The 22,823-nt window shown below is 39.0% G+C and carries 18 protein-coding genes, 1 pseudogene and 1 riboswitch; of the genes and pseudogenes, 12 read left to right on the top strand and 7 right to left on the bottom strand.

All coding sequences use genetic code 11. The features are described from left to right. Positions 1 to 378 precede the first annotated feature (378 nt). Positions 379 to 561: a hypothetical protein gene (locus KBP50_RS05655; protein ID WP_156875268.1), complete on the top strand. Its 183-nt coding sequence runs from the start codon at positions 379 to 381 to the stop codon at positions 559 to 561. Positions 562 to 845: 284 nt separating this feature from the next. Here KBP50_RS05655 and KBP50_RS05660 read toward each other — a convergent pair whose 3' ends face one another. Continuing rightward, entirely contained in the window at positions 846 to 2,192 is a 1,347-nt protein-coding gene (locus tag KBP50_RS05660; RefSeq protein WP_050350394.1) for a glucose-6-phosphate isomerase, read from the bottom strand. A 147-nt stretch (positions 2,193 to 2,339) separates the two neighbouring features. On the opposite strand from KBP50_RS05660, the gene KBP50_RS05665 reads away from it, so the two are divergent. Further along, positions 2,340 to 2,579: a DUF378 domain-containing protein gene (locus KBP50_RS05665; RefSeq protein WP_050350395.1), complete on the top strand. Its 240-nt coding sequence runs from the start codon at positions 2,340 to 2,342 to the stop codon at positions 2,577 to 2,579. A 40-nt stretch (positions 2,580 to 2,619) separates the two neighbouring features. Here KBP50_RS05665 and yugI read toward each other — a convergent pair whose 3' ends face one another. Beyond that, complete coding sequence (yugI, locus tag KBP50_RS05670; protein ID WP_050350396.1) at positions 2,620 to 2,985, bottom strand: S1 domain-containing post-transcriptional regulator GSP13; 366 nt, start codon at positions 2,983 to 2,985, stop codon at positions 2,620 to 2,622. Between the two features lie 186 nt (positions 2,986 to 3,171). Here yugI and KBP50_RS05675 point away from each other — a divergent pair, with 186 nt between their 5' ends. Next, positions 3,172 to 3,594: a YugN-like family protein gene (locus KBP50_RS05675; RefSeq protein ID WP_050350397.1), complete on the top strand. Its 423-nt coding sequence runs from the start codon at positions 3,172 to 3,174 to the stop codon at positions 3,592 to 3,594. On the opposite strand, the gene KBP50_RS05680 is transcribed toward KBP50_RS05675, so the two are convergent. Next, positions 3,565 to 4,569: a potassium channel family protein gene (locus KBP50_RS05680; protein ID WP_050350398.1), complete on the bottom strand. Its 1,005-nt coding sequence runs from the start codon at positions 4,567 to 4,569 to the stop codon at positions 3,565 to 3,567. The two genes, KBP50_RS05675 and KBP50_RS05680, sit on opposite strands and share 30 nt — an antisense overlap. Positions 4,570 to 5,394: 825 nt before the next feature. Further along, positions 5,395 to 5,952: a thioredoxin family protein gene (locus KBP50_RS05685; protein WP_050350399.1), complete on the bottom strand. Its 558-nt coding sequence runs from the start codon at positions 5,950 to 5,952 to the stop codon at positions 5,395 to 5,397. A 194-nt stretch (positions 5,953 to 6,146) separates the two neighbouring features. Here KBP50_RS05685 and KBP50_RS05690 point away from each other — a divergent pair, with 194 nt between their 5' ends. From KBP50_RS05690 to KBP50_RS05710, 6 genes and pseudogenes are all read left to right on the top strand, one after another. Continuing rightward, positions 6,147 to 7,205, top strand: coding sequence for a M20/M25/M40 family metallo-hydrolase (locus KBP50_RS05690; protein WP_050350400.1), 1,059 nt, complete (start codon positions 6,147 to 6,149; stop codon positions 7,203 to 7,205). Positions 7,206 to 7,772: 567 nt separating this feature from the next. Then, the gene (locus KBP50_RS05695; RefSeq protein ID WP_050350401.1) at positions 7,773 to 12,107 is read left to right on the top strand and encodes a S8 family peptidase; all 4,335 of its coding nucleotides are present in this window, start codon (positions 7,773 to 7,775) and stop codon (positions 12,105 to 12,107) included. 988 nt (positions 12,108 to 13,095) lie between these two features. Then, positions 13,096 to 13,235: riboswitch (FMN riboswitch) on the top strand. Between the two features lie 168 nt (positions 13,236 to 13,403). Further along, entirely contained in the window at positions 13,404 to 14,000 is a 597-nt protein-coding gene (locus KBP50_RS05700; protein ID WP_236691361.1) for an ECF transporter S component, read from the top strand. A 660-nt stretch (positions 14,001 to 14,660) separates the two neighbouring features. Further along, positions 14,661 to 14,717 (top strand): annotated as a pseudogene (locus KBP50_RS22745) (hypothetical protein); the annotation flags it as partial. 18 nt (positions 14,718 to 14,735) lie between these two features. Further along, positions 14,736 to 15,152 (top strand): hypothetical protein, encoded by a 417-nt coding sequence (locus KBP50_RS05705; protein ID WP_050350402.1) that lies wholly within the window; start codon positions 14,736 to 14,738, stop codon positions 15,150 to 15,152. A 483-nt stretch (positions 15,153 to 15,635) separates the two neighbouring features. After that, positions 15,636 to 16,604, top strand: coding sequence for a P1 family peptidase (locus tag KBP50_RS05710; RefSeq protein ID WP_050350403.1), 969 nt, complete (start codon positions 15,636 to 15,638; stop codon positions 16,602 to 16,604). 324 nt (positions 16,605 to 16,928) lie between these two features. On the opposite strand, the gene KBP50_RS05715 is transcribed toward KBP50_RS05710, so the two are convergent. The 3 genes from KBP50_RS05715 to KBP50_RS05725 are packed head-to-tail and all read right to left on the bottom strand — an operon-like array spanning position 16,929 to position 18,648. Beyond that, the gene (locus KBP50_RS05715) at positions 16,929 to 17,282 is read right to left on the bottom strand and encodes a TraR/DksA C4-type zinc finger protein (RefSeq protein WP_050350404.1); all 354 of its coding nucleotides are present in this window, start codon (positions 17,280 to 17,282) and stop codon (positions 16,929 to 16,931) included. Positions 17,283 to 17,311: 29 nt separating this feature from the next. Further along, a complete protein-coding gene (locus KBP50_RS05720; protein ID WP_050350405.1) occupies positions 17,312 to 17,698 on the bottom strand; it encodes a hotdog fold thioesterase in 387 nt (128 codons plus the stop codon). An 11-nt stretch (positions 17,699 to 17,709) separates the two neighbouring features. Continuing rightward, entirely contained in the window at positions 17,710 to 18,648 is a 939-nt protein-coding gene (locus tag KBP50_RS05725) for a 1,4-dihydroxy-2-naphthoate polyprenyltransferase (protein WP_050350406.1), read from the bottom strand. 217 nt (positions 18,649 to 18,865) lie between these two features. Between KBP50_RS05725 and KBP50_RS05730 the strand changes: the two genes are divergently transcribed. Genes KBP50_RS05730 through menH form a run of 3 tightly spaced genes read left to right on the top strand, consistent with a single transcriptional unit; the run spans position 18,866 to position 22,802 of the window. Continuing rightward, a complete protein-coding gene (locus KBP50_RS05730) occupies positions 18,866 to 20,257 on the top strand; it encodes an isochorismate synthase (RefSeq protein WP_050350407.1) in 1,392 nt (463 codons plus the stop codon). After that, a complete protein-coding gene (menD, locus tag KBP50_RS05735) occupies positions 20,254 to 21,999 on the top strand; it encodes a 2-succinyl-5-enolpyruvyl-6-hydroxy-3-cyclohexene-1-carboxylic-acid synthase (RefSeq protein ID WP_050350408.1) in 1,746 nt (581 codons plus the stop codon). Before KBP50_RS05730 ends, menD begins: the two co-directional genes overlap by 4 nt. 2 nt (positions 22,000 to 22,001) lie before the next feature. Then, positions 22,002 to 22,802: a 2-succinyl-6-hydroxy-2,4-cyclohexadiene-1-carboxylate synthase gene (menH, locus tag KBP50_RS05740; RefSeq protein ID WP_050350409.1), complete on the top strand. Its 801-nt coding sequence runs from the start codon at positions 22,002 to 22,004 to the stop codon at positions 22,800 to 22,802. Positions 22,803 to 22,823 lie beyond the last annotated feature (21 nt).

Consider the following 22,823-nt stretch of genomic DNA (forward strand, 5'->3'; position numbering starts at 1 on the left):
TACTGCAACCATTCTAAGTGGGAGATAACAGCACCTAAATGCCCTATTTCGTAAGCGGTCTTTAGGTCATCCCATTTACAGTACTAACAATCAGTGGGGGATGAATGAAAACCTTCACTGAGATTTACTTCTATCCTGTATTTGGAAATATAGAGGGTTTGCAATAGTTTCAGCAATTTGACAAAGCAACCGATGGTGGGAACATAAACTTTATTTACCCCGTATGTGAGATCCGTCAGACTCCAGCTTTAAGATTTGGAGGCGATCCAAAGTAGAAGATAACGGAACCTAAAATCTGGTTTCATTTTTAGCAACAGTTAGAATGTTGGAGGCTAACACGTAGAAAAAGTACTTCTCTTGTTCATGTTCACATCCCAAATGTACGAAACAGATTATATGAAAAAGAAGCGTCGTGCTTATAACAAAAGAAAAAAGCAAAGCGATGTTAGCGCTTTGCCTACAGGGGGAATACGAGAAAGTCTTACATTCCTTAGTTTACCCAATAAAAAATATTTTAAACATAATACATACATTTTTATCATTTTTACGCTGGATGGCTAAGCTTTTCGGTGCTTCTTTAATAGTTGCTTTTCTCTTAAAGAATGTAGCACCCATAAGTTAATTGATTTGTAAAACAAATTCAATATGGAAAAAAGAAAAAGTGGGGATTGAAAACCCCCACTATGCCTGTCCATGTAAGTTGCTGTAACCCCCGCTTGAAGGAGTCCAAGTAGACAAAGAAAGTATGAGGGAGAACAGCCCCCAAATCCACGCTTCGTTCAAGCTAGTCAAGTCATACTCTTGCGGTAGAGATGAACGAACAACCCCCTGATTGAAGTTTCATTTTATAATCTGTTTTCCAGGTTTTTTCTTTCTTCTTCAAATCCAGGTTTACCTAAAAGAGCAAACATGTTCTTTTTATATGCTTCTACACCTGGTTGGTCAAACGGATTAACACCTAATAGATAGCCGCTGACCGCACAAGCCTTTTCAAAAAAGTAGACAAGATAGCCAAAAGTGTAAGCATCCAGCCTAGGGACTTCTACGACAAGATTCGGTACTCCGCCATCCGTGTGGGCAAGAAGCGTCCCTTGGAAAGCTTTGTCATTAATTTCATGAATCGTCTTTCCAGCTAAATAATTTAATCCATCGGCATTAACAGGATCACTTTCTACCGTTAATTGATGCTTAGGCTCTTGTACACGAAGCACGGTTTCGAAAATATTACGGCGCCCTTCTTGAATATACTGTCCTAATGAATGTAAATCAGTTGAAAAGTTAGCAGAAGATGGATAAAGACCTTTGTGATCTTTACCTTCACTTTCCCCAAACAACTGTTTCCACCATTCTGCGAAATACTGTAGGCTTGGCTCATAATTAATAAGTAACTCCGTAGTTTTTCCTTTATTGTAAAGAATGTTACGAACAGCAGCATACTGATAGCTAGCATTATTTTTTAAATTTGGATCGTTAAAATCGTTCATCGCATCACGAGCACCATGCATCATATCATCAATGGAAGCGCCACTTACAGCAATTGGAAGGAGCCCTACAGCTGTTAAAACAGAATAACGTCCACCGACACCATCAGGAATAACAAATGTTTCATATCCTGCTTGATCTGCAGATGCTTTTAAAGCGCCTTTTTCTTTATCCGTTGTAGCGAAGATGCGTTCTTTTGCAGCTTCGGTGCCATATTTTTCTTCTAATAGTTGCTTGAAAATACGGAAGGCAATTGCTGGCTCTGTTGTTGTACCACTTTTAGATATAACGTTAATGGAAAAATCTTTATCCTTTAAAACGTCCATTAAATCTTGCATGTAGGTGGAACTCATATGGTGTCCAACAAATATGATATGTGGTGCCTGACGCTCCTCTTTAGCTAAATAATGTACAAAAGAGTGGTTAAGCATTTCTAGTGCAGCCCTTGCTCCTAAATAAGATCCACCAATACCGATTACTAACAGCACGTCCGAATGGTTGCGAATTTTTTCTGCAGCTTCTTTTATTCGTTTGAATTCTTCTTTATCGTATGTTTCAGGTAAGTCAATCCAATCAAGAAAGTCGCTTCCAGCCCCAGTTCGATTATGTAGCGCATGATGAGCTGCTTCTACTGCATTCTCTAAATGATCTAGTTCCTGCTCATTCATAAATGGAAGAGCTTTTTTATACGTAAATGTTACGTGAGTCATTTGTAATCCTCCTTCGAAGAGATAAAATAAAGTTTGTTACAATATTCACTTTACCCAAGAGGCGGTGGGAAATCAAGAAAGAAACTGTATAATCTCCGTTCATTTTACAAAAACTATTCTAGATACTAAAGGAAGGAGGTTGTAAACATGAATGGTATACAACGTACAGCTTTAGCGATTACAATTATTGGTGCAGTGAATTGGGGCTTAATTGGTTTATTTCAGTTTGACTTAGTGGCTGCGATATTTGGTGGTGAACAAAGTGCAGCATTTGCCCGCGTTATCTATACATTAGTTGGGCTTAGTGGGCTTGTATTGATACCACTGTTATTTAAAACCGATGAAGCTTTTGCAGATCAGCGAGAACCAGAAAGAGCAAAACGATAAATAAATAAGGCAAACTCATGTAAGGGAGTTTGCCTTATAGTTATTTTCTATTGTAGCTGGATTGTTTCATCCACTCTTCTAATTTATCTTTCAGTGTATTAAATCCAGCTGGTTCTGTTTCTTCTTGCTTTTGCTTAACTTGCTTTGGTTTTGCCTTTGGGGCTTCTTGGGTGGCACGAATTGATAAAGAAACTTTATTTTTTTCTTCATCTACTTGTAAAACTTTTACTTTGACTTCGTCACCAACAGTTAAATGATCATGAATATCTTTAACATATCCATGGGTTACTTCAGAAATATGAACAAGACCTTGTGTTTCTTCATTTAGAGCTACAAAAGCACCATATGGTTGAATTCCAGTAACCTTTCCATCCAAAATTTGTCCAATCTCAAAATTGCTTGTCATGCTGAACAACTCCTATTTCTATTCGTTTCTTTTTACACAATAAAATATTTTAGCATAATAATGGGTATGTAGCAAAACATAAGAGTAGCACCCCGTTAATATTAGATCATCAAAGCATGAACGAATATGTCTTTAAGCAGATTTTTTAACATGCTCTATTATTTTAGGATGGAAGGAGAAAAGCAAATGGTACCTTTACAATCAAATTTAGAAAATAAAACCTATAACTTATATAAAATGGAGGAAGTGCTAAAGCCCATTGGTTTCGTGATAGGATCGAATTGGGAATATGATCATGGGTATTTTGATATTAAGCTGGATGATCGAAGTACGTATTTCTTTTTGCGAATTCCGTTTGAAGCCATTGCGGGGTCTTTAGACTCACCAGGTGTTACAGTCCGTATTCAGCAGCCGTTCTTACTGGGGCATCAATATGAGGAAGGAAATGATCAAGATAGCAGGAATGGGGCTATACAGGGGCTGGTTAATCAATTCCAAACCCCAACGGACCCAGATACGGAGATTCCTAAAACATATATAGACATAGGAAAAGAATGTATTAAGGAAGTGGAAGCAGCATTACTTACCCCACGGAATGAGTCCAATTAACTGATCCCCTTTTTTTAAGCGGAATGTAGGCGAAGGATTTATATGGTAGCGGTCAGCACGGATAACTCCTAACAGAATTTGTTGTTTATTCCGTAATCGAGCAACTGTATCTTGAAAGGATACACCCTCCAGATCTTTTTGTACTTCTTCGTGGTAAAATTGTTGGGTACCTAACAGATGAAAAACATCTTCAAATGGTTTGGACCTTGCTTGCCGAAATAGCTCTTGATAAAACAGCACACTGGTAAAATCATTGGAGCGAATAATCGTCGTAGCTCCAGCGCGATGTGCATTTTCAATTTGCGTAGACGTAACAATTTCTGCAATAATCGGAATGGTTGGGTGATTTCCACGAATAGCAACAGCCGTCAAAATAGTAATGTTGTCAGCGTCACGTTCATTTTTGGCAGTGTCTGTTGTTATTAATACGCGCTCTGCTAATTTAATATTTGCTTTTTTTAAAACGGCATCCTCTGTCGGATCACCTTGTATAAAGTGAACGGGATAATCAGAAAATGATACATGCCCTAGTGTCGTATCGATAAGTACCATTTGAATGTGTGAATTGGACTGAGCAATGGATTCAATTAATCGCCTGCTCCTTTCATTCCAACCAATGAGTACAAGGTGATGACTTCCTTTAAACGCTACTTTTCCTTCTTCGATGGCCTGTTCCTGACGAAAAGTGGAAGCTGCCAAAGAAGTAATGTAAAAAGCAATTAAACTGCAACCTGTTAAAATTAACAGTATAGTCACTAATTTCCCAATAGGGGTTAACGGCACGAAGTCTCCGTAACCAACTGTTGCCCCAGTGATGAAGGCCCACCATATACCGTCAAAAATGGAGGGGAATTGATCTGGTTCCGCAATATGAATAAGATATCCGAAAATGAACATAAATAAAAAAATGCTAATTAGCAGTTTGATTAATAAAGGAAGCTTAAAATAGATTTGTTTAATAAGACGAATGCTCACATTACTCACCTGACTCTACATGCTTTCTCGAAGGAAACCGTAAATGTCTTTCTTCATAATCATCACATCATAATGGAATAGCCTGCTATTATTTATCTCGTATATAGGTGTTGTAAGACTCCAACTTCAGTATTTGGATAATCTGTACTACAGCAACTCAAAGTGGGCGATAATAACACCCAAATGCCCTATTGCGTAAGACGACTTTACGTTACGTTCCTTGTGGTACTAAAATCAGTGGGAGTAAATAAAAACCCCTACTGATTAAAGATTTATTTCCATTTCGTGTTTGAATAACGAAAAAAGTTTATTCGCCATACGAGACATTACTTGTAATGAAAAATATGATTTCCTTATGATACATGGTATAGTATTCAAGATAGTAAACGAAATGCAGAAGAGGAACTGTGGAAAATGCAATTCGTTCTGGCAGTAAATACAGTCCCTCTGAAAAAACTTTTCGTTTCCATATAAGTAACAGTACGCAACAACTTTAGCGGATAATCTTTCTAAAACAGTATTGACAGGTTCCATCCTTTATAACCGTATAGGGATGGTATTTTGGGATAACAGATTTGGATAGGTGGCTTAATTTAAAGTAACTTATTAATTTTAATGTCTCCGCCTACAGTAGAAAACGATGTTTAACTTGCTCATAAACGAGTTTGGTTAAATTCAATTTTAATTTGAAGTAAACAGATATTCAATAAGTGTAGGTTTTCTTTTATCCTCCAATTATTCTATTGGGCTTTTACCTTCTAGGATTGGAGAACAGGTCTTCCAACCATTTTTATCCGGGCTATGAGTAGATCTTTTAATATACCTTTAAAGTGCTTTCTGCAATGCGTTTTTTAAGCTACTATAAACATCTTGCCAAAAATGGGTGTTATCACGAAAGGTTTTGTTCATAAATAGAATCATTTCCTTAAACTTTTCCTGATAATCGCTTGACTCTTTATTTGGCAGCGTGCCTTGCGCTTCATTTACAAACGCTTGAATGCTTTCTGCACGAGGCCCCCATTTGGTCCTTTCGTTTCCATGCTGGTCGATAAAAATAAGAATCGGTATTGATCGCGATTTTCCATTAGTTAAATATTGGTCCATCAGTGCTAAATTCTGATCACGATATAACATTCGAACGTTCATATCGGTTACTTCTGCCAATTTAAGTAAAATGGGGATATTAAGCATGGCATCACCACACCAGTCTTCTGTAAGTACGATGACCTGCAATTGCCTTTCTTTAACTTGCTCCCAAAAATGATGGTCATCTGGTAAATCGAAGTGATCATAAATGGTGAGCAAATTTTCCTTATGCTTTGTCATTTCCTCGATATAGGTATCTGGTTCTATGCCTTTTTCAAACCATTGTAGAAGATTCACTGCATATCGCTCCCTTTCAATATTTTTTAGTATAACTCCATGAATTTTGTATGGAGATATCTGCTAGCTTTTATTCCCATTAAGTGCTTTATTAAGTCTACCGATCCATGTATGAATCGTAAACAAAAGTGCTTATGGAATGATTTTTTGCTATGATAACAATAGAACCTTTTGGATGATTAGGAGGAATTTAGATGCAATTAGCAAATCAGGAATTTTTATTAGAGTTACTAAATACACCATCCCCATCTAGTTGTGAAATGGAAATACAAAAGAAGTGGATGAAGTATGTTAAAAAATTTGCGGATGAAATAAGAACCGATCACGCTGGCAATGTAATTGGCATTTTAAATCCGGAGGCACCATTTAAAGTGCTTTTAGCTGGACACTGTGATGAAATTGCACTTGTTATTAACCGCATTGATGAACATGGTTTTCTACATTTTGATAAAATGGGAGGCATTAATCCAAAAGCAGCTGTTGGAATGAAGGTGACTGTATTAGGAGAAAGTACAAGAGTTACAGGTGTTATCGGCGTGAATGCCCAGCATCATGGCGGATTAAAAAATGATTTTGGCTTGGAAGATTTGTTTATCGATTGCGGTTTTCGAACGAGGGAAGAAGCCGAGAAACAAATACATATTGGTGATTTAGCAGTGTATAAAACAGAGCCAGAAATATTGTTAGATCGTTATATTGCTGGGCGCGGACTGGATAACCGGACAGGAGCGTTTATTGTAGCAGAGGTGTTAAGAAAATTAACAGAAACGAACTGTCAAGTAGGTGTTTATGCTGCTAGCACTGTAAATGAAGAAACAAATATGGGAGGAGCTTATTTTGCAGCTGCAGGTGTAGAGCCTGATATGGCAATTGCTTGTGATGTTACATTTGCAACGGACTATCCCGGCGTTAATACGAACAAGTATGGTGATGTTCGTCTAGAGAAAGGACCGGTATTAGCAAAAGGTGCACCAATCAATCGAAATATGAATCAACTATTAGAAAAAACAGCTAAATCATTAGCAATGGACATTCAATATGAGCTTACACCGCGTATGACTGGAACAGATGCTGATAAAATGCGTCTAACCGGAAAAGGAGTCCCTATATCACTTGTGTCACTGCCACTACGTTATATGCATTCTCCTGTAGAAACAGTAAGCATTAAAGATATAGCGGAGGAAATTGAACTATTGGTGACTATGATATCTTCCTTAACTGGAGAAGAAAGTTTAAGTCCACTTGAACTATAAACGGATTTTAATATGCATGATATGATACAACTTTCTGAATGAGAAAATAATTTATTGAAAGATAACACGACTTATAGGTATATGGAAGGTGATTTGGTAAAGATATAGGCTTATGATCTATTTCTGGAATGTGAAACCCAAGTATAAAGTCTCGTTTTTTCCTATCACAAGCAAAAAAATGCAATCTATATTTTTGATAAATAGGTCAATTTTATCGTTTTTTACAGATATTTCCCTTTTTATAGAACAACGATTAACAAGTAAAAGCTGTTTTTTCTTATTTTTTATAGGGAAGAACAGCGTTTTTATTTGCAAAAAAATATTAGATCAGCAATAAGCTACATGAATATATAAAAGAAAAAATGAGACTATTTTATCAATTTAGAATATTGCCATATAATTCGACTTGTATCGACACAATCTCCCTTTAATTCTCTACTATACTTAGTCTAACAACATAGACTGACAAGCTAGCTACAAATGCATAGAACCAAAAAAGGAAGGAGGGCGCGATAAGCTAGAGTTCTTTCATTGTAGCTTTGGTAAAAAAAGTGGGGAGGAATAGTTTTGAAAAGAAAAAGAAGGCGACAATCCAAACTGTTTAGCATTGCCGCAACATTCTTTATTGCATTTTCTTTACTAACACCCGGAATGGCAAATGCGCAAGGTTCACAGAAATTGCACGAGTCAGTAGGCGATTCCAGTAAAGTGATGGAAAATAAGCTGAGCAGCAAATTAACGAAGCTATTTAAAGATAGTGATCAAGTGACTTTCCTTGTGAAATTTGCTGACAAAGCAGATGTGAAAGAGGCCGCGAAACAAGCAAAGAAAAAGGCGAAAAAAGCTAGCTTAACTGCGCAAAAAGTAGAGCATGCACAACGCTCCGCAGTTATCTCGGAATTGAAGGCTACTGCTTTGGAGTCACAAGCGAATGTGAAAGATTATATACAAAAGCAAAAAGAAAAAGGGGAAGTAGAAACATTCCAAGCCTACCATATTGTGAATGGAATGTCGGTAACTGCTACCAAGAAGATAGCTGAAAAAATTGCCACTTACCCTGAAGTAGAGAAAATTTTGCCGAATGAAGAACGAAAGCTGTTTGAAGTAAAAGTTGATAAAAAGGCAAAAGAAATAAAAGCTGAAAATGCGGATGTAGAATGGAATGTCGAACGAGTCGGAGCGCCACCTGTTTGGGATATGGACTTTGACGGATCAGGTATTGTTGTCGGGAGTATCGATAGTGGTGTTGAGTGGGATCATCCAGCTCTACAGGAAAAGTATCGTGGATATAATTCAGAAACTGGTCAAATAGATCATGCTGCTAGTTTCTTCGATGCCACAGCTGGAGAAGAAGAAGCCTATGATGATCACGGACATGGTACCCATGTTACAGGCACGATGGTCGGAGCTGAGCCAGATGGTTCCAATCAAGTAGGCGTAGCTCCTGGTGCAAAATGGATTGCTGCAAAAGGTTTAAATGCAGCAGGTAATGGATATGACAATTGGTTATTAGCTGCAGCTGAGTGGATGTTAGCACCAAATGGAGACGCTTCCATGGCTCCGGACATTGTAAATAACTCGTGGGGTGGAGGCTCTGGTCTGGATGAATGGTATCGGGATGTAGTTACTGCTTGGAGAGAAGCAGGAATTTTCCCAGCGTTCGCTGCAGGAAATACGACCTTATTTAATCCTGGTGGACCTGGTTCGGTAGCTGTACCAGCAAATTATCCTGAATCATTTGCTATTGGTGCTACAGACGTTAATGATGTGCTAGGAAGCTTCTCTTTACTTGGACCTTCACCTTATGACGAAATAAAACCAGAAGTAACAGCACCTGGTGTTAATATACGTTCAAGTGTACCAGGCGGAGGCTATGAAGGCGGTTGGAATGGCACTTCAATGGCAAGTCCAGCGCTTTCGGGTGTTTTAGCATTAATGAAACAAGCGGATTCCAGCTTAACGGTTGATGAAATGGAAGAGATCGCGATGTCAACCGCAAATCCATTAACGGATAGTGAATTCCCTAAATCCCCAAATAATGGGTATGGACATGGTTTAGTTAATGCCTATGACGCTGTTTCCTCATTAGCTTCTGGTTTAGGAACCATTCAAGGACAAGTAACGAAAGCTGGAGAAGATACGGAAGCACCAGTTTTTGAACATGAAGCGTTAACGGAAGCGTATATGGGGATGGATTTGAATTTAACGATTCAAGTGACAGATAATATTAGTGTAAATTCTGTAAATCTACAATATACGAATGCGGGTGGGGAAGAAAAAACAATTGAAGCAGAGCAGATTTCAGGAGACTATAAAAAGGGAACGTATCAAGCAACGATTCCTGGTGAACAACTTACTGGCGAAACACTGTCGTATACGTGGCATATGAATGATTTTGGGAATAATGAAGTGAGTAGTGAGACGTACGAGGTTGCTCTACTCCCGGGAATTACGGTTGGGTATGAAGAAGATTTTGAAGCAGTTTCTGCGGGCTGGACTGTATTTGGTGAGAACAACAGTTGGGAGCGTGGTATGCCAACTTCTGGTCCAGAAAGTGCAGCTTCCGGAGAAAATGTATATGCAACCAATTTAGCAGGTGAATATGAGAGTAATTCGAATACCACGCTTGTGATGCCGCCGATTGATCTTCCTAAAGAAGGGGGAGCCTATTTACAATTCAATCAATGGCATAATTTAGAAAAAAATTATGACTATGGTCACGTATTTATTTCTACAGATCAGGAGGAGTGGACACAGCTTAAAGAAATCTCGGATGTATCCGATGGTTGGGAGAATGCGGAGATCGATTTGTCTGATTACCTTGGTCAACGAGTTTATATTGGTTTTAACTTAGATACGGACGGTAGCGTAACACGAGAGGGCTGGTATATCGATGACGTAGCCTTAACCGATACACCTAATACAGATAGCGTGTCATTGAAAAAAGCGCAGCTTAACCCTAGTTTGTTAGGATTTAGTGGTTTGCAAAGGGTTGCTGCTAAGGATAAACAGGATAAAAAGTCAGCAAAGAAGGAAAAAGTAGACCCTGCAAAAATCAAGCCCGAAATGCCAAAGAAGAAACCAAAAGCCGAACAAAATCCTATCAATCCAACGTTATTGCCAATGCAAGCACAAGTAAGTGTATTAGAAAGTGGACGTACAGTAACTACAGATCCAGCTACAGGGAATTATTCTCTGTTGCATGGTGCTGGTGATTTCACTGTAAAAGCAGAAGCTTATGGATTTGAGTCTCAGGAGCAGTCTGTAACCATTGAAGCAGATGGGACAGCGGAAGCGGATTTTACGTTAGAAGAAATGGATCAATATACTGTAAGTGGCACGGTTAAGGATGAACAAACAGGCGAGCCTGTTTCAAATGCTACCATTCTAGTAGTAGAGGATGCAAATATTGATCCAGTAACAACGGATGAAGCTGGTAATTATTCACTAACGGCTTATCGTGGTACGTATACGCTAAAAGTGCTTGCTACTGGTTACCATGGTACCGAGAAAGAAATCGTTTTAAAGGATGGCGATATTACTGAAAACATTGAACTAGAACCATTTTACACCGTACCAGGTGGTGAAATCGCGTATGATGATGGAACTGCAGAAAATGCTCGAGCTTTCTATGATGCTGGAAATGGCTGGGGCGTAAAGATGGCATTACCAGAAGGAGAAGAGAATGGTATTGTAGATGCAGCAGTCTTTAAATTTTGGAACGATGAATTTCCAGTTCCAGGCGGTACCGCGTTCCAAGTAGAGGTTTGGGATGCAACTGGACCTGATGGCACACCGGGTAAGAAGTTAGCTGGTCCTGTCGACGCAGAAGCCGTTCGCGATGAAAATGATTGGACGGTTGTTGACTTAAAAGAGCATGGCATAGTTGTAGAAGAAGAATTCTACGTCGTCTATGTACAAACAGCACCAAATACAGGAGCACCTGGACTTGCTACGGATGAGAGCAGTCCAAATGCGGATAGGAGCTATCAATTAGTCGGTGGTGCATGGTCAAAATCACCAGCAGATGAAGGAAACTATATGATCCGGGCTCGTGTTAATTACGAAGTGGAGCAACCTGTTATTACCTCCCCAAAGGATGGAACGATTACAAATGAACAAGAGGTTACTGTTGAAGGAACTGCTTCACCAACGACGACCATTCAATTGATGAATAATGGTGAAGAACTGGACTCAGTTGAGATAGGCGATGATGGTTCGTTTGCCATCCCTGCAGCTTTAGCAGAAGGGGAAAATGAATTAACGGCTGTATCGTTGCTTGATGGAACACCGACAGGAGAGTCGGAGCCGGTAAATATTACACTGGATACGAAAAAGCCTGAGTTAACGATCGATTCACCAAAAAATAAGGACAAATTAAATCGAGAAACTGTAACTGTGGAAGGTACTGTTTCTGATGAGCATCTGGATGTCGTTAAAGTGAACGGGAAGAAAGCAAAAGTGGAGGATGGTAAGTATTCTAAGCGCATTTTACTAGACAATGGAGAGAATAAAATTAAGGTCGTAGCGCAAGATGAAGCAGGCAATAAAGCAAAAGAACAAATTACCTTGGATGTTGATTTCACTGCTCCAAAAATTGAGAATTTAACGCCGACAGAAGATGTTAATCTTAAAGCTGGAGAATCGGTGAAATTCGAATTTGACAGTGAACCAGGTTTAAAAGCAACCTATGTCATCCATATGCCACTAACAAATACTGTAACGAACGCTAAGGAGCTGCCAATGATGGAAACATCAGAAGGTCATTATGTCGGCTATTGGACAGCAACGAGCAGTGTGGTTGCAGAAGGTGCAGTTATCGAAGTGAAGGTAGAAGATAATTACGGCAATGAACAACGCAAACAGGCAGAAGGTAAATTGTGGATTAACGCAGAAAAGTAGTTGCTATTGCAAAACCTCGCATTCCAAATGGGATGCGAGGTTTGTTTTGACGGAGAGAAAAAAGATTTCTAATTCAATACTCTGGGAGCTAGGGATGATTGTAAAAATATACCTAAGCAGGAAACATAGAGCTTCCAGGCACGTTATAGTTTCTCTTAAAGAATAAGAAAGTATAAACTTAGGTGCTTATGGATAATGAAATAACCGAATAGTCACGTCCAGCGCATGAGCCCAGCAACTAGGCGACTTCACGAATCGCCCTACGATAAGGCATCATCGGTTCATCGCAAAGAGGAAGGCCGACTAAAAACGGGCTTGCCGCTCAGGCGTCGGCATACCCCTGTTTTTAGTGGCATGATTCCTTTATCCCGTAAAAAGGCGTTGTAGACTCCCACTTCAAGAATGGAAGATGTGAACTAAACAAGTCGAAGCGGGAGGTAACAGCACCTAAACCCCCGATTCGTTCAAGGGCCTTTAGGTCATACCCTGGTGGTACTAACAATCAGCGGAGATGAAGAAAACCCCGCTGATGGAAGGTTCACTTTATCTCAGTTGATTCGTTCCATTCGCTACGTTGCTAAACGGGCGCCCCGCGCCTTTGTTCCACTATAGGAAAGTATAAGATTTTTTTGGTTTATAGTATAAGAAAAACAAAGGCTTCCGCCATAAGACTTGGCGACAAGCCAAGTTTTTCTAATATAATCGTTTTAATTCACGTGAAACCATCGAGGTGTATATCTGAAGAGCCATCTCCGTAACTAACGATACATTGCAAACTCCATTACCGCCGCTATGGCTATAGTTCTTCAATTGAACGTTGCAGAGGAACCAGTCCGTGTTTGATTTTTAGGCAAAATACTTACATAGTGTTAAAAGAGTATGGGAAATTATCGTTCTTTGTTTCTCACTAGTAAATATACTATATAGTTTTATTTTCTTGCAAAATCAATAATTGTCATGTAAAATAACCGTAACAATAAAATATCGATTCCATCTTCGGGGCAGGGTGAAATTCCCGACCGACGGTAAAAAGCGTATGCTTTAAGTCCGTGACCCACAATAATTATTGTGGTTGATCTGGTGCAAGTCCAGAACCGACAGTTACAGTCTGGATGGGAGAAGATGTCGAGCCGAATCATAGGTACGCAGATGTGCCTTGCTTTTTCCTATGCTTGTTTACGTTTACCCTAAAGCCCCGATTAGTTGCTTTAGGGTTTTTTACTGTGAGGAAAGGAACAGGCTTTGATCCTTCATCACGAGATTGGAATCGATACATGATGAAGGGAGAAATAGAATATGCAACCAATGAATAAACAATCATCGAAACTGATGAAAGTCATTGTATTAGCTTTATTAGGAACGATCTCATTATTGTTGTTTTTCTTGAACTTTCCACTGCCGTTATTACCAGCTTTCTTGAAAATTGATTTCAGCGATGTTCCGGCTTTAATGGCTTCCTTAATCTTTTCACCGTTTGCTGGCGTACTTGTAGTGGCTATTAAAAACCTTTTGTATTTAGCCGTCTCTGGAGCATCTGATCCAATTGGCGTACTTGCTAACTTAATAGCTGGCATATTGTTTGTCGTACCAGTTTCCATGCTGTATCACAAATTTAAAGGTGTGAAAAGTATTGTTTCTGGCTTAGTTACTGGGACTATCATTATGGCAGTTGGAATGAGTGTATTAAATTATTTCGTTTTCTTACCGGCATATGCATGGTTCATGGGCTGGGAGGACATGTCCAGTACAGCGATTAAATGGGGAGTTGTATATGGTGGGATCTTACCATTTAATATCATAAAAGGAATTATTGTTGGTTTATTATTTGTTCCATTATTTTTAAAGCTACGTACATGGCTTGAAGAAAAGCAAACAAAATTTGCTTCGTCGTAATATATTTTTATAAATGAATAAATAGAGCAGTGCAGTCCATCATTTCTAATGGATCGCACTGCTTTTTCACGTTCTTTTGATGCGAAATGCCGCAAAACTCGTTTTAGTTAAGGTTGGGTTTTTGTAGAGGTATATGTTTTGTGTGCAAAGTATAAGTAATAAATCTACCCCAATATTTTGGACACAAAAAAGGTAAGTTTTTAGTAGTTCTTTGAATTAATTTTGCAAAATAACATGTCTTCAAGAAGATATCACTTCAATAACAATAACCTTATAAAAGTTTATCCCATATATAAGATGCTTTAAGACTTCCGCTTCAGGAGTTGGATAATTTGTACTACAACAAGTCTAACTGGGAGATGACAGCACCTAATCCTCTATTTCGTAAGAGGCCTTAGATTATACCATTACGGTACTAACAATCCGTGGGGCAGGAATGATTACCCCCACTGATTGAAGATTCATTTTATATAATAGCATTGCACAATGATTTTGTCATAAAATTCCTGCTTTCATCTAAAATTCATAATAGTTTTGGTAGTTCTAATACAGATGTTTTGCTAGTCTAGATACAGGAGGTAGCTAAATGAAAATAAGTAAACAAACCCAATATTAGAGAAAGCGTGATGGATTATCTCAAGAAGAATTAGCACAAAAAAAATTTATGTAAGCCGTAACTCTGTTTCTAACTGGAAAAGGGGGAAGAGTTATCCGGATATTGAAGTTTTATTGCGTATGAGTATACTCTTTGATGTTACTATTGATCATTTAGTGAAAGGAGATTTAAAAGAAATGAAACAAGAGATTAATTTAATACGTTTTAATCAATGGGTTATCGTTATGATTATTTCTTTCACCATATTAGCATTACTAATCATACCAAGCTTTCATTATTTCGGCATTTATGGATGGATCATTTTGATTCCTATTGGATTGATTAGTCTTTATGCTGGTTACAGGAGTGAAAGCCATAAAAAGCAAATAATGCAAACCAACAATTTAAAAACTTTCGAGGAAATACTTAATTATGTCGAAGGTAAAGAACAAGGACAGCATACTGATCGTGTTCCGGATAAATCAAAAATCGTTACATCTATATATGGAATAGTTTTCTTTTCATTCATTATAGTATCTGTTATTGTCTTTTTATAAATTGATAACTGTAATTAAGAGTTATTATTTGTGGAGTTGAACGAAGTAATTTTTAAAGTTTCTAGTATGTTTATTTTATATAGTAAAGGCTATATTCGCTTAAGAACATAAAGAGAGTAATTGCCTAAAAAATATAAAATTGTTGAGGTGAGACATAGAGACTCTGCGAGCACTATTTCTCAGCCATCATTCAGCTTTTTTAATACGTTTGTCGGTTTGCAAAAAAAGCTATCCATCCTTGGTTCTCATGTAAACTCGTGCAGTGACTTCTTTATGGATCATAACACAGCGCAAGTGATGAATGTACTCAGCTTTCTTGTATCGAAATATTACTAATTTTGCAGATTTAAAGTCCAAGTATTGTACATTTACTTCGTGAAAGGGTGCTATACAAGCATTACTATAAGGACTACCCTAATCATAAATGTGTTATAGTAGCAACAACTTTTATTTTGTAAAAATAATAGAAAATGAGGTGTTTTCATGACTTATGGCAATATAACGGATGTACCTGGGATTAAGGTGGGGAATGTTGAGGATACAGAAGCGATGACAGGCTGTTCAGTGATTGTCTCAGAAGATGGAGCTGTTTGTGGTGTTGATATACGAGGAGCTGCTCCGGGAACTCGTGAGACAGCCTTGTTAAATCCAGTGAATGCAGTAGAACAAGTTCATGCAATTACGCTTTCTGGAGGGAGTGCCTTTGGGTTAGCAGCTGCTGATGGAGTCATGCACTATTTAGAAGAACAGGGAATTGGTTTAGATGTTGGTGTTACCAAAGTACCAATTGTTCCAGCTGCGATATTATTTGATTTAGCTGTTGGAGATGGAAATGTCCGTCCCGATAAAAAAATGGGTTACCAAGCAGCCAAACAGGCTAAAAAGGGAGCTTTTACGTTTGGAAATGTTGGTGCTGGATGTGGTGCAACGGTTGGTAAATTAACAGGTATGGAACAGTGTATGAAAGGAGGCCTTGGCAGTGCTTCCGTTGAACTAGAGAATGGTGTAATCATTGGTGCATTAGTAGCTGTAAATGCAGTTGGGGATATCAGGCACCCTGAGAGTGGAGAAATACTTGCAGGTCCGATTGACCCGAATACGCAACAAATAGTAGACAGTATTACATACATGCAAAAGAATCAAAGTCAAATATCGCTTGGTATGAATACGACGCTTGGCGTTGTGGCAGCTAATGTTTCTCTTACTAAAGCAGAGGCGACAAAAATCTCACAAGTAGCGCATAACGCGCTGGCTAAGACAATCTATCCTGCGCATACCATGTTGGACGGGGATACGATTTTCACATTAGCGACAGGGAACAAACGCGCTTCCGTTGATCTTATCGGTGCCATGGCAGTGAAAGTAGTCGAAGAAGCAATTGTTCAAGCGGTTATTACAGCTAACTCGGTTGGAAATATACCTTCCTATAAAACGTTTAAGTCAAAAAAGTAATTGGTTTAGTTAATCATAAACTGAAAATGACTGAGGCCGGACAAAACTAAAACAGTTGATTAAAAAACGAACAATAAATAAGTCCTTGTGTAAACACAAGTTTTTAGCGAGTCAAAATATGTGGACCCCTCTAGGGAATAGCTCGAGCTGAAGATCCAGCAGGAAAGCGTTCTTTGCTTTCCGGGGAAGCTGAGGAGACCTACGGAAAGCGAAATATGTTGACGTAGCGATGATAGGAATTTTTTTATACAAACAAACCGAACAATTCATTTATAATTGTTCGGTTTGCTATTTAGTATTTGCTTATGTCCCAGTCCCTTCTCTCTATTCTTCCCCCACCAAGCAACGAGCTGTAGGTTGGGCTTCTAGTCGTTCAATCGGAATTGGCTTTTCAGATTTTTCACTTAATCCAAACGTCCCCAGTTCAATTTTCTGTAACGCATCATCAATTGCTTGTAATTGTTCTTCTAACATTTGCTTCATCCCAGCTTGTTTTTGTTGCTCAAACTGTTCTGTTCCCATGTCTGCAGGGTGGTTATCATAATCGGCTAATTCTTCTAAAGCCTCATTGGGAGCTACCGTATTATTTGCTTCAATAGCTTCTTCTGTTTCTTTTTTCATTTTCAATAGTTTTTCTTGAAACTCAAATAATTTATCTTGGCTAAGATATGTTTTCATTAGTGAATCCCTTTCCGAAGGTCCGAGGATTATTTTTTCTTGGTAATTATACCAATGGTGCATCGGGAAACACATAGGAGCTGACCTTGTTCATCGGTAATCTTTATTTCCCAAACCATCGTTGATTTGCCGATGTGTAAAGGAATTGCTGTTGCTGTTACAAGCCCGCTTTTAGCACTGCGGATATGATTGGCGTTAATTTCTATTCCAAAAACTGCTTCTGATTGGAGATCAACATGTAGACTGGCACCAATACTGGCTGCTGATTCAGCAAGCGCAACAGAGGCGCCGCCATGTAGATATCCGAATGGCTGGCGGGTTCGGTGATCGATCGGCATCGTAAGCTGGACTTTTTCTTTCGTCATCGTCAACGTCTCCATGCCAAGAGTTTCCATTAACGTGTTCGGATAGGCCATGAAGCTTCCCCCTAATTTATAAACGTACTGATAAATAATGAGATACCTAACAGAATCCCATAAATAGAATTGGTTTTACCGGTGGCTGCCATAGCAGGCATCATTTCAAGCGGTTGTGTTTTCCCTTTAAACTTTTGGATCACATCAACAGCTTTAATTGCACCGATAAAGGTTATGAATGACCACAATGGAAAAATACCTTTAATAATAAGCCATGCAGTGACGAAAAAGGCTGTTAAAAACATCAGCGCTAGAAAGCCAATAGCCCTCTTTCGACCTAATAAAATTGCAAGTGTTTTTCGACCATTTTCCTTATCATTGTCTAGGTCACGAATGTTGTTGGAAAGCAAGATGGCTCCGATAAATATCGCGATTGGAATGGAAGCGAGTATTACTTCCAACGTGATGGTTTTAGCTTGAATGAAATAACTGATTCCGATAATGACAGTCCCCATTAAGAATCCCGAGAACAATTCGCCTAATGGAGTATAAGCTATTGGGTAAGGACCTCCAGTATATAAATATCCGAAAAGCATACAGATTAAACCAATAGCCGCAATCCACCAACTTGATGTTGCACTAATAAAAGCACCGAGTAACATGGCAATTCCGAAAAAGCTTAGCGCTAGATGCAAGACTGTTTTTGGTTTAATTCCATCGCGGACGATTGTACCACCGATACCGACAGATTCTTCATTATCGAGTCCTTTGACAAAATCATAATACTCATTAAACATATTTGTGGCGGCTTGAATAAGCATTGAAGCAATAAGCATGGCCATGAAAAGGAATATATTCATATGGCCTTCATGAAATGCGAGCATGGAGCCGACAAATACTGGTACAAATGAAGCGGTTAAAGTATGAGGTCGTAGCAGTCGCCACCAAATTTGAAAACCATCTCTTTCGTTAAGTGCGTCTTTGATGGTAACTTTATTGGATGAATGCATCTATTCTCCCCTCCCTTTGTTTGTTACTATACATAGATCGTATAAGATATAGCTGCTGTTGCTATTTAATAAAACATGAGAACGATAATCATATTAATTCTATGGAATTTATGATAGAGTGTCAACGCTTGCGATTGATTTCCTTGAGAATAAGCGGAAAAGAGAATAAAATAAAGAAGAAAGTTTGTCATTGTTAGTTTAACGGAGGTTAATTGAAATGATAGGAGTACAGGATCAGCAAGTTGAAGAACTCTTGCGCGATGCCATTCATCAGATGCCATTAACGAAAGAGGCTCAACTTGTTAGTATTACGAAACAGGTAGAACCAAAAGATCCAGTTCTTTTCTTTGCAGCAGCTGCAAGATTAAATAAAGAGCGATGTTTTTGGACGAGCACAAAGGATTCTTTTTCCATCGTTGGTGTTGGGAATATATTTGAAATAAGTGCTAACCAAGACCGTTTTCAATATACAGAAACTACTTGGAAGAAACTACTAGGTGATGTACGGATCTATAACCCTTTTCAAGCACCTGGAACGGGATTAGTAAGTCTAGGTGGATTAGATTTTGACCCACAAAAGCCAAGAACAGAGCTGTGGGCTGATTTCCCTAGAGTTAAATTTACTGTACCAGAATATATGCTGACAAAGAATATGGATGATGTCTATTTTACGATTAACTTGAAGATACGTAGAGACGATCATCCTATTCAGTTAATGAAAGCAATAGAGGCTGCTGAAAGAATATTGTTTCAAGCTTCTAAAGAGCAACATGGTACACCGCGTTTAGTAAACTCCAAGGTTATTGCTCCAGAGCAATGGAAGCAAACTGTACAAAAAGCGAAGCAAGAGATTCAACAGAAGCAAATGGATAAAATCGTGCTTGCTAGAGAGTTGCGTCTTCAGTTTAATAAGCAAGTAAATATCAGTCATATTTTAGGTGATTTAATTAAAAAACAGTCGAACAGTTATGTTTTTGCCTTTGAGCAAAATAATAGTTGCTTTGTAGGCGCTACCCCGGAACGACTTGTAAAGGTAGATAAACAAGAACTGCTATCAACTTGCCTAGCAGGAACCGCACCACGAGGTAAAACAGAAGTAGAAGATCAACAAATTGCAGACAACCTATTACATGACCAGAAAAATAGGGAAGAGCATGATTTTGTCGTGCAAATGATTAAACAAGGATTAAACAAATATTGCACGGATGTGCACATACCGGATACACCAGTTGTATATCCATTGAAAAATCTGCAACATTTATATACGCCTGTTACAGGAAGACTAAAAGATGGCTATACGATTTTCAATGTTGTCAAAGAATTGCATCCTACTCCAGCTCTTGGTGGAGTACCGCGAGATTTGTCTATGACATTTATTCGGGATTATGAACGGTTAGACCGAGGGTGGTATGGTGCTCCCGTTGGTTGGCTAGATAGTAACGACCATGGGGAATTTGCAGTAGCCATTCGTTCGGCATTAATTCAAGAAGATGAAGCGTCTTTGTTTGCAGGCTGTGGAATTGTAAAAGATTCAAATCCAGAGGAAGAATTTGAAGAGACACGCATTAAATTCTCTCCAATGCTAACTGTTTTAGGGGGACAAGCATGAATCATACAGAAGTTTTGACGCGCTATGTGACGAATTTTGTCGATGAATTAGTTGCTAACGGATTAACGGATGCTGTTATTTCTCCTGGTTCCAGATCCACACCGCTAGCGCTAACGTTGGCTGAGCATAAAAAGATGAAGGAATGGGTTATTATTGATGAACGGTCAGCTGCTTTTTTTGCACTTGGACTGGCGAAGAAAACAAAGCGCCCCGTTGTTCTTGTTTGTACATCTGGAACAGCGACAGCAAATTACTTTCCAGCTATTGTCGAGGCTTATTATAGCAGGGTTCCGTTAATTGTGTTAACTGCTGACCGCCCACATGAATTACGCGACGTTGGTGCACCTCAAGCTATTGACCAAATAAAAATGTACGGAGATTATGTAAAGTGGTTCCATGAAATGGCACTTCCGGAAGCTGATCTGCACATGCTTCAATATGTACGAAATAAAGCTGCAAGTGCATGTTATATTGCTCGGGAAGGGAACCCTGGTGTGGTTCACTTGAACTTTCCTTTTCGTGAGCCATTAATGGTAGATTTTCAGTATGAAAACGTGTGGGGGATTCATGACCGTTCTCATCCGACTTCAACCTTACCTGCTTATGAAGGGAAGAAACATTTATCCGAACAGCAGGTGGAGGATGTATTGCTTAAATTAACGAATAAAGAAAAAGGTGTTATTGTTTGCGGACCACAAACTGACCCTGAATTACCAGAGGCAATTACGAAGTTAGCTGAAAAATGGCAAATTCCTATTTTGGCTGACCCATTATCACAGGTTCGAGCTGGAAGCCATGTTTCAGATGTAATTATCGAGGGGTATGACGCTTTATTGCGCAATCAAGCTATTCGTGAAAGGTTGAAGCCGGAATTCATTATTCGATTTGGCGCAATGCCAGTTTCCAAAGCATATTCATTTTATGTAAAACAGCATCAGCATGCACTGCAAATAGTTGTTGAAGACCATGAAGGATTTCGTGAACCGATGAGTAATCCAACAGCGTTTATCTTTGCTGATGCAGTTGCTTGCTGCGAAGTGTTGACTGCATCAGCAACTCCAAAGAGTTCAAAAACATGGTTGCAAATCTGGAAGCAGTATAATGAGATTGCGAAAAAGCACCTAAACTGTAAGCCAGATCAGGAGCTTAAAGAGGGTGAAGCAGTACGTACTTTACTCGAGACAACCCCGGAAAAGAGCTGTATTTTTGTTGGCAACAGTATGGCTGTACGTGATTTAGATTCGTTCTTTTGGACCACAAAAAAGCAAATCGAAGTATTTGCTAATCGTGGGGCGAACGGAATTGACGGTGTCGTATCAAGTGGTTTAGGGGCATGTGCAGCTGGAAATAGAGTAACACTTGTATTAGGAGACTTATCATTTTTCCATGATATGAATGGGTTACATGCTGCTATGCATTATCAATTACCACTTACTATTTTATTAATTAATAATAACGGTGGGGGCATTTTTTCCTTTTTATCACAGGCAAATGACAAACAGCATTTTGAAGCATTGTTTGGTACACCTCTAAATATTGATTTTAAACATGCGGTTCATATGTACGGTGGTCAGTATGTGCTTGCGAGAACGGAACTAGAGGTAAGGGAAGCACTTTTAGAAAGCTATCAACAAGCTGGGCTGGTAGTTGTTGAAGTAAAAACAAACCGGGAGACGAATGCTCTTTGGCATCGTGAAAAATGGCAGGCAATTGAGCAGGAAATAGTAGGAGAGAGGAATTAATCGTGTTTTTTTCGATTGGAGATGCTACGTACTGGTATGAAGTGCATGGCGAAGGAAAACCACTTGTTTTACTCCATGGATTTACGGGTAGTAGTGAAACGTGGCAGTCTTTTGTAAGCATATGGAAGCAGCATTGGCAAGTCATTACCGTGGATCTTCCTGGTCACGGAAAAACAACAGCAAACCATAAATCAATGGAAGCGTGCTGTAGCGATCTTGTTTCGTTATTAAAATATTTAAATCTGGAACCTGTTCATCTGCTAGGTTATTCCATGGGTGGTAGAACAGCGATTGCTTTTGCAATGAATTATCCAGAAGCGGTGAAGAGCCTGATACTAGAAAGTACTTCTCCAGGTCTTGCAGATCCGATAGAGCGCAAACAACGAAAACAAGCGGACAATAAGTTAGCAACAAACCTGGAACAAAGGGGAATGGACTGGTTTGTTCCTTATTGGGAAAACATTCCCCTATTTATAACGCAACAACAGTTACCAGTTTCTGTTCAAGATAGGATCCGTAAAGAACGTATGAGCCATTCCGCTTCAGGCTTAGCCGATTCTCTTCGTTTTATGGGGACAGGCGTGCAGGCGTCTTACTGGGACAAACTAACTCAGTTTGATAAACCGGTTTTCCTACTAACGGGGGGGTTAGATCAAAAGTACTGCGAAATCATGGGGAAAATGGAACGAATATTGCCGCATGCGCAACAAACGATCGTTTCTGAAGCAGGACATGCAATTCACGTGGAGAAACCGAATATTTTTGGTAAAATAGTAACTGGATGTTTAAAGGGGTTATTCTAAATGAAGTACCTTTTTACTTTA

Origin of the sequence: Virgibacillus pantothenticus, from assembly GCF_018075365.1 — a bacterium.
Taxonomy (GTDB): domain Bacteria; phylum Bacillota; class Bacilli; order Bacillales; family Amphibacillaceae; genus Virgibacillus; species Virgibacillus pantothenticus.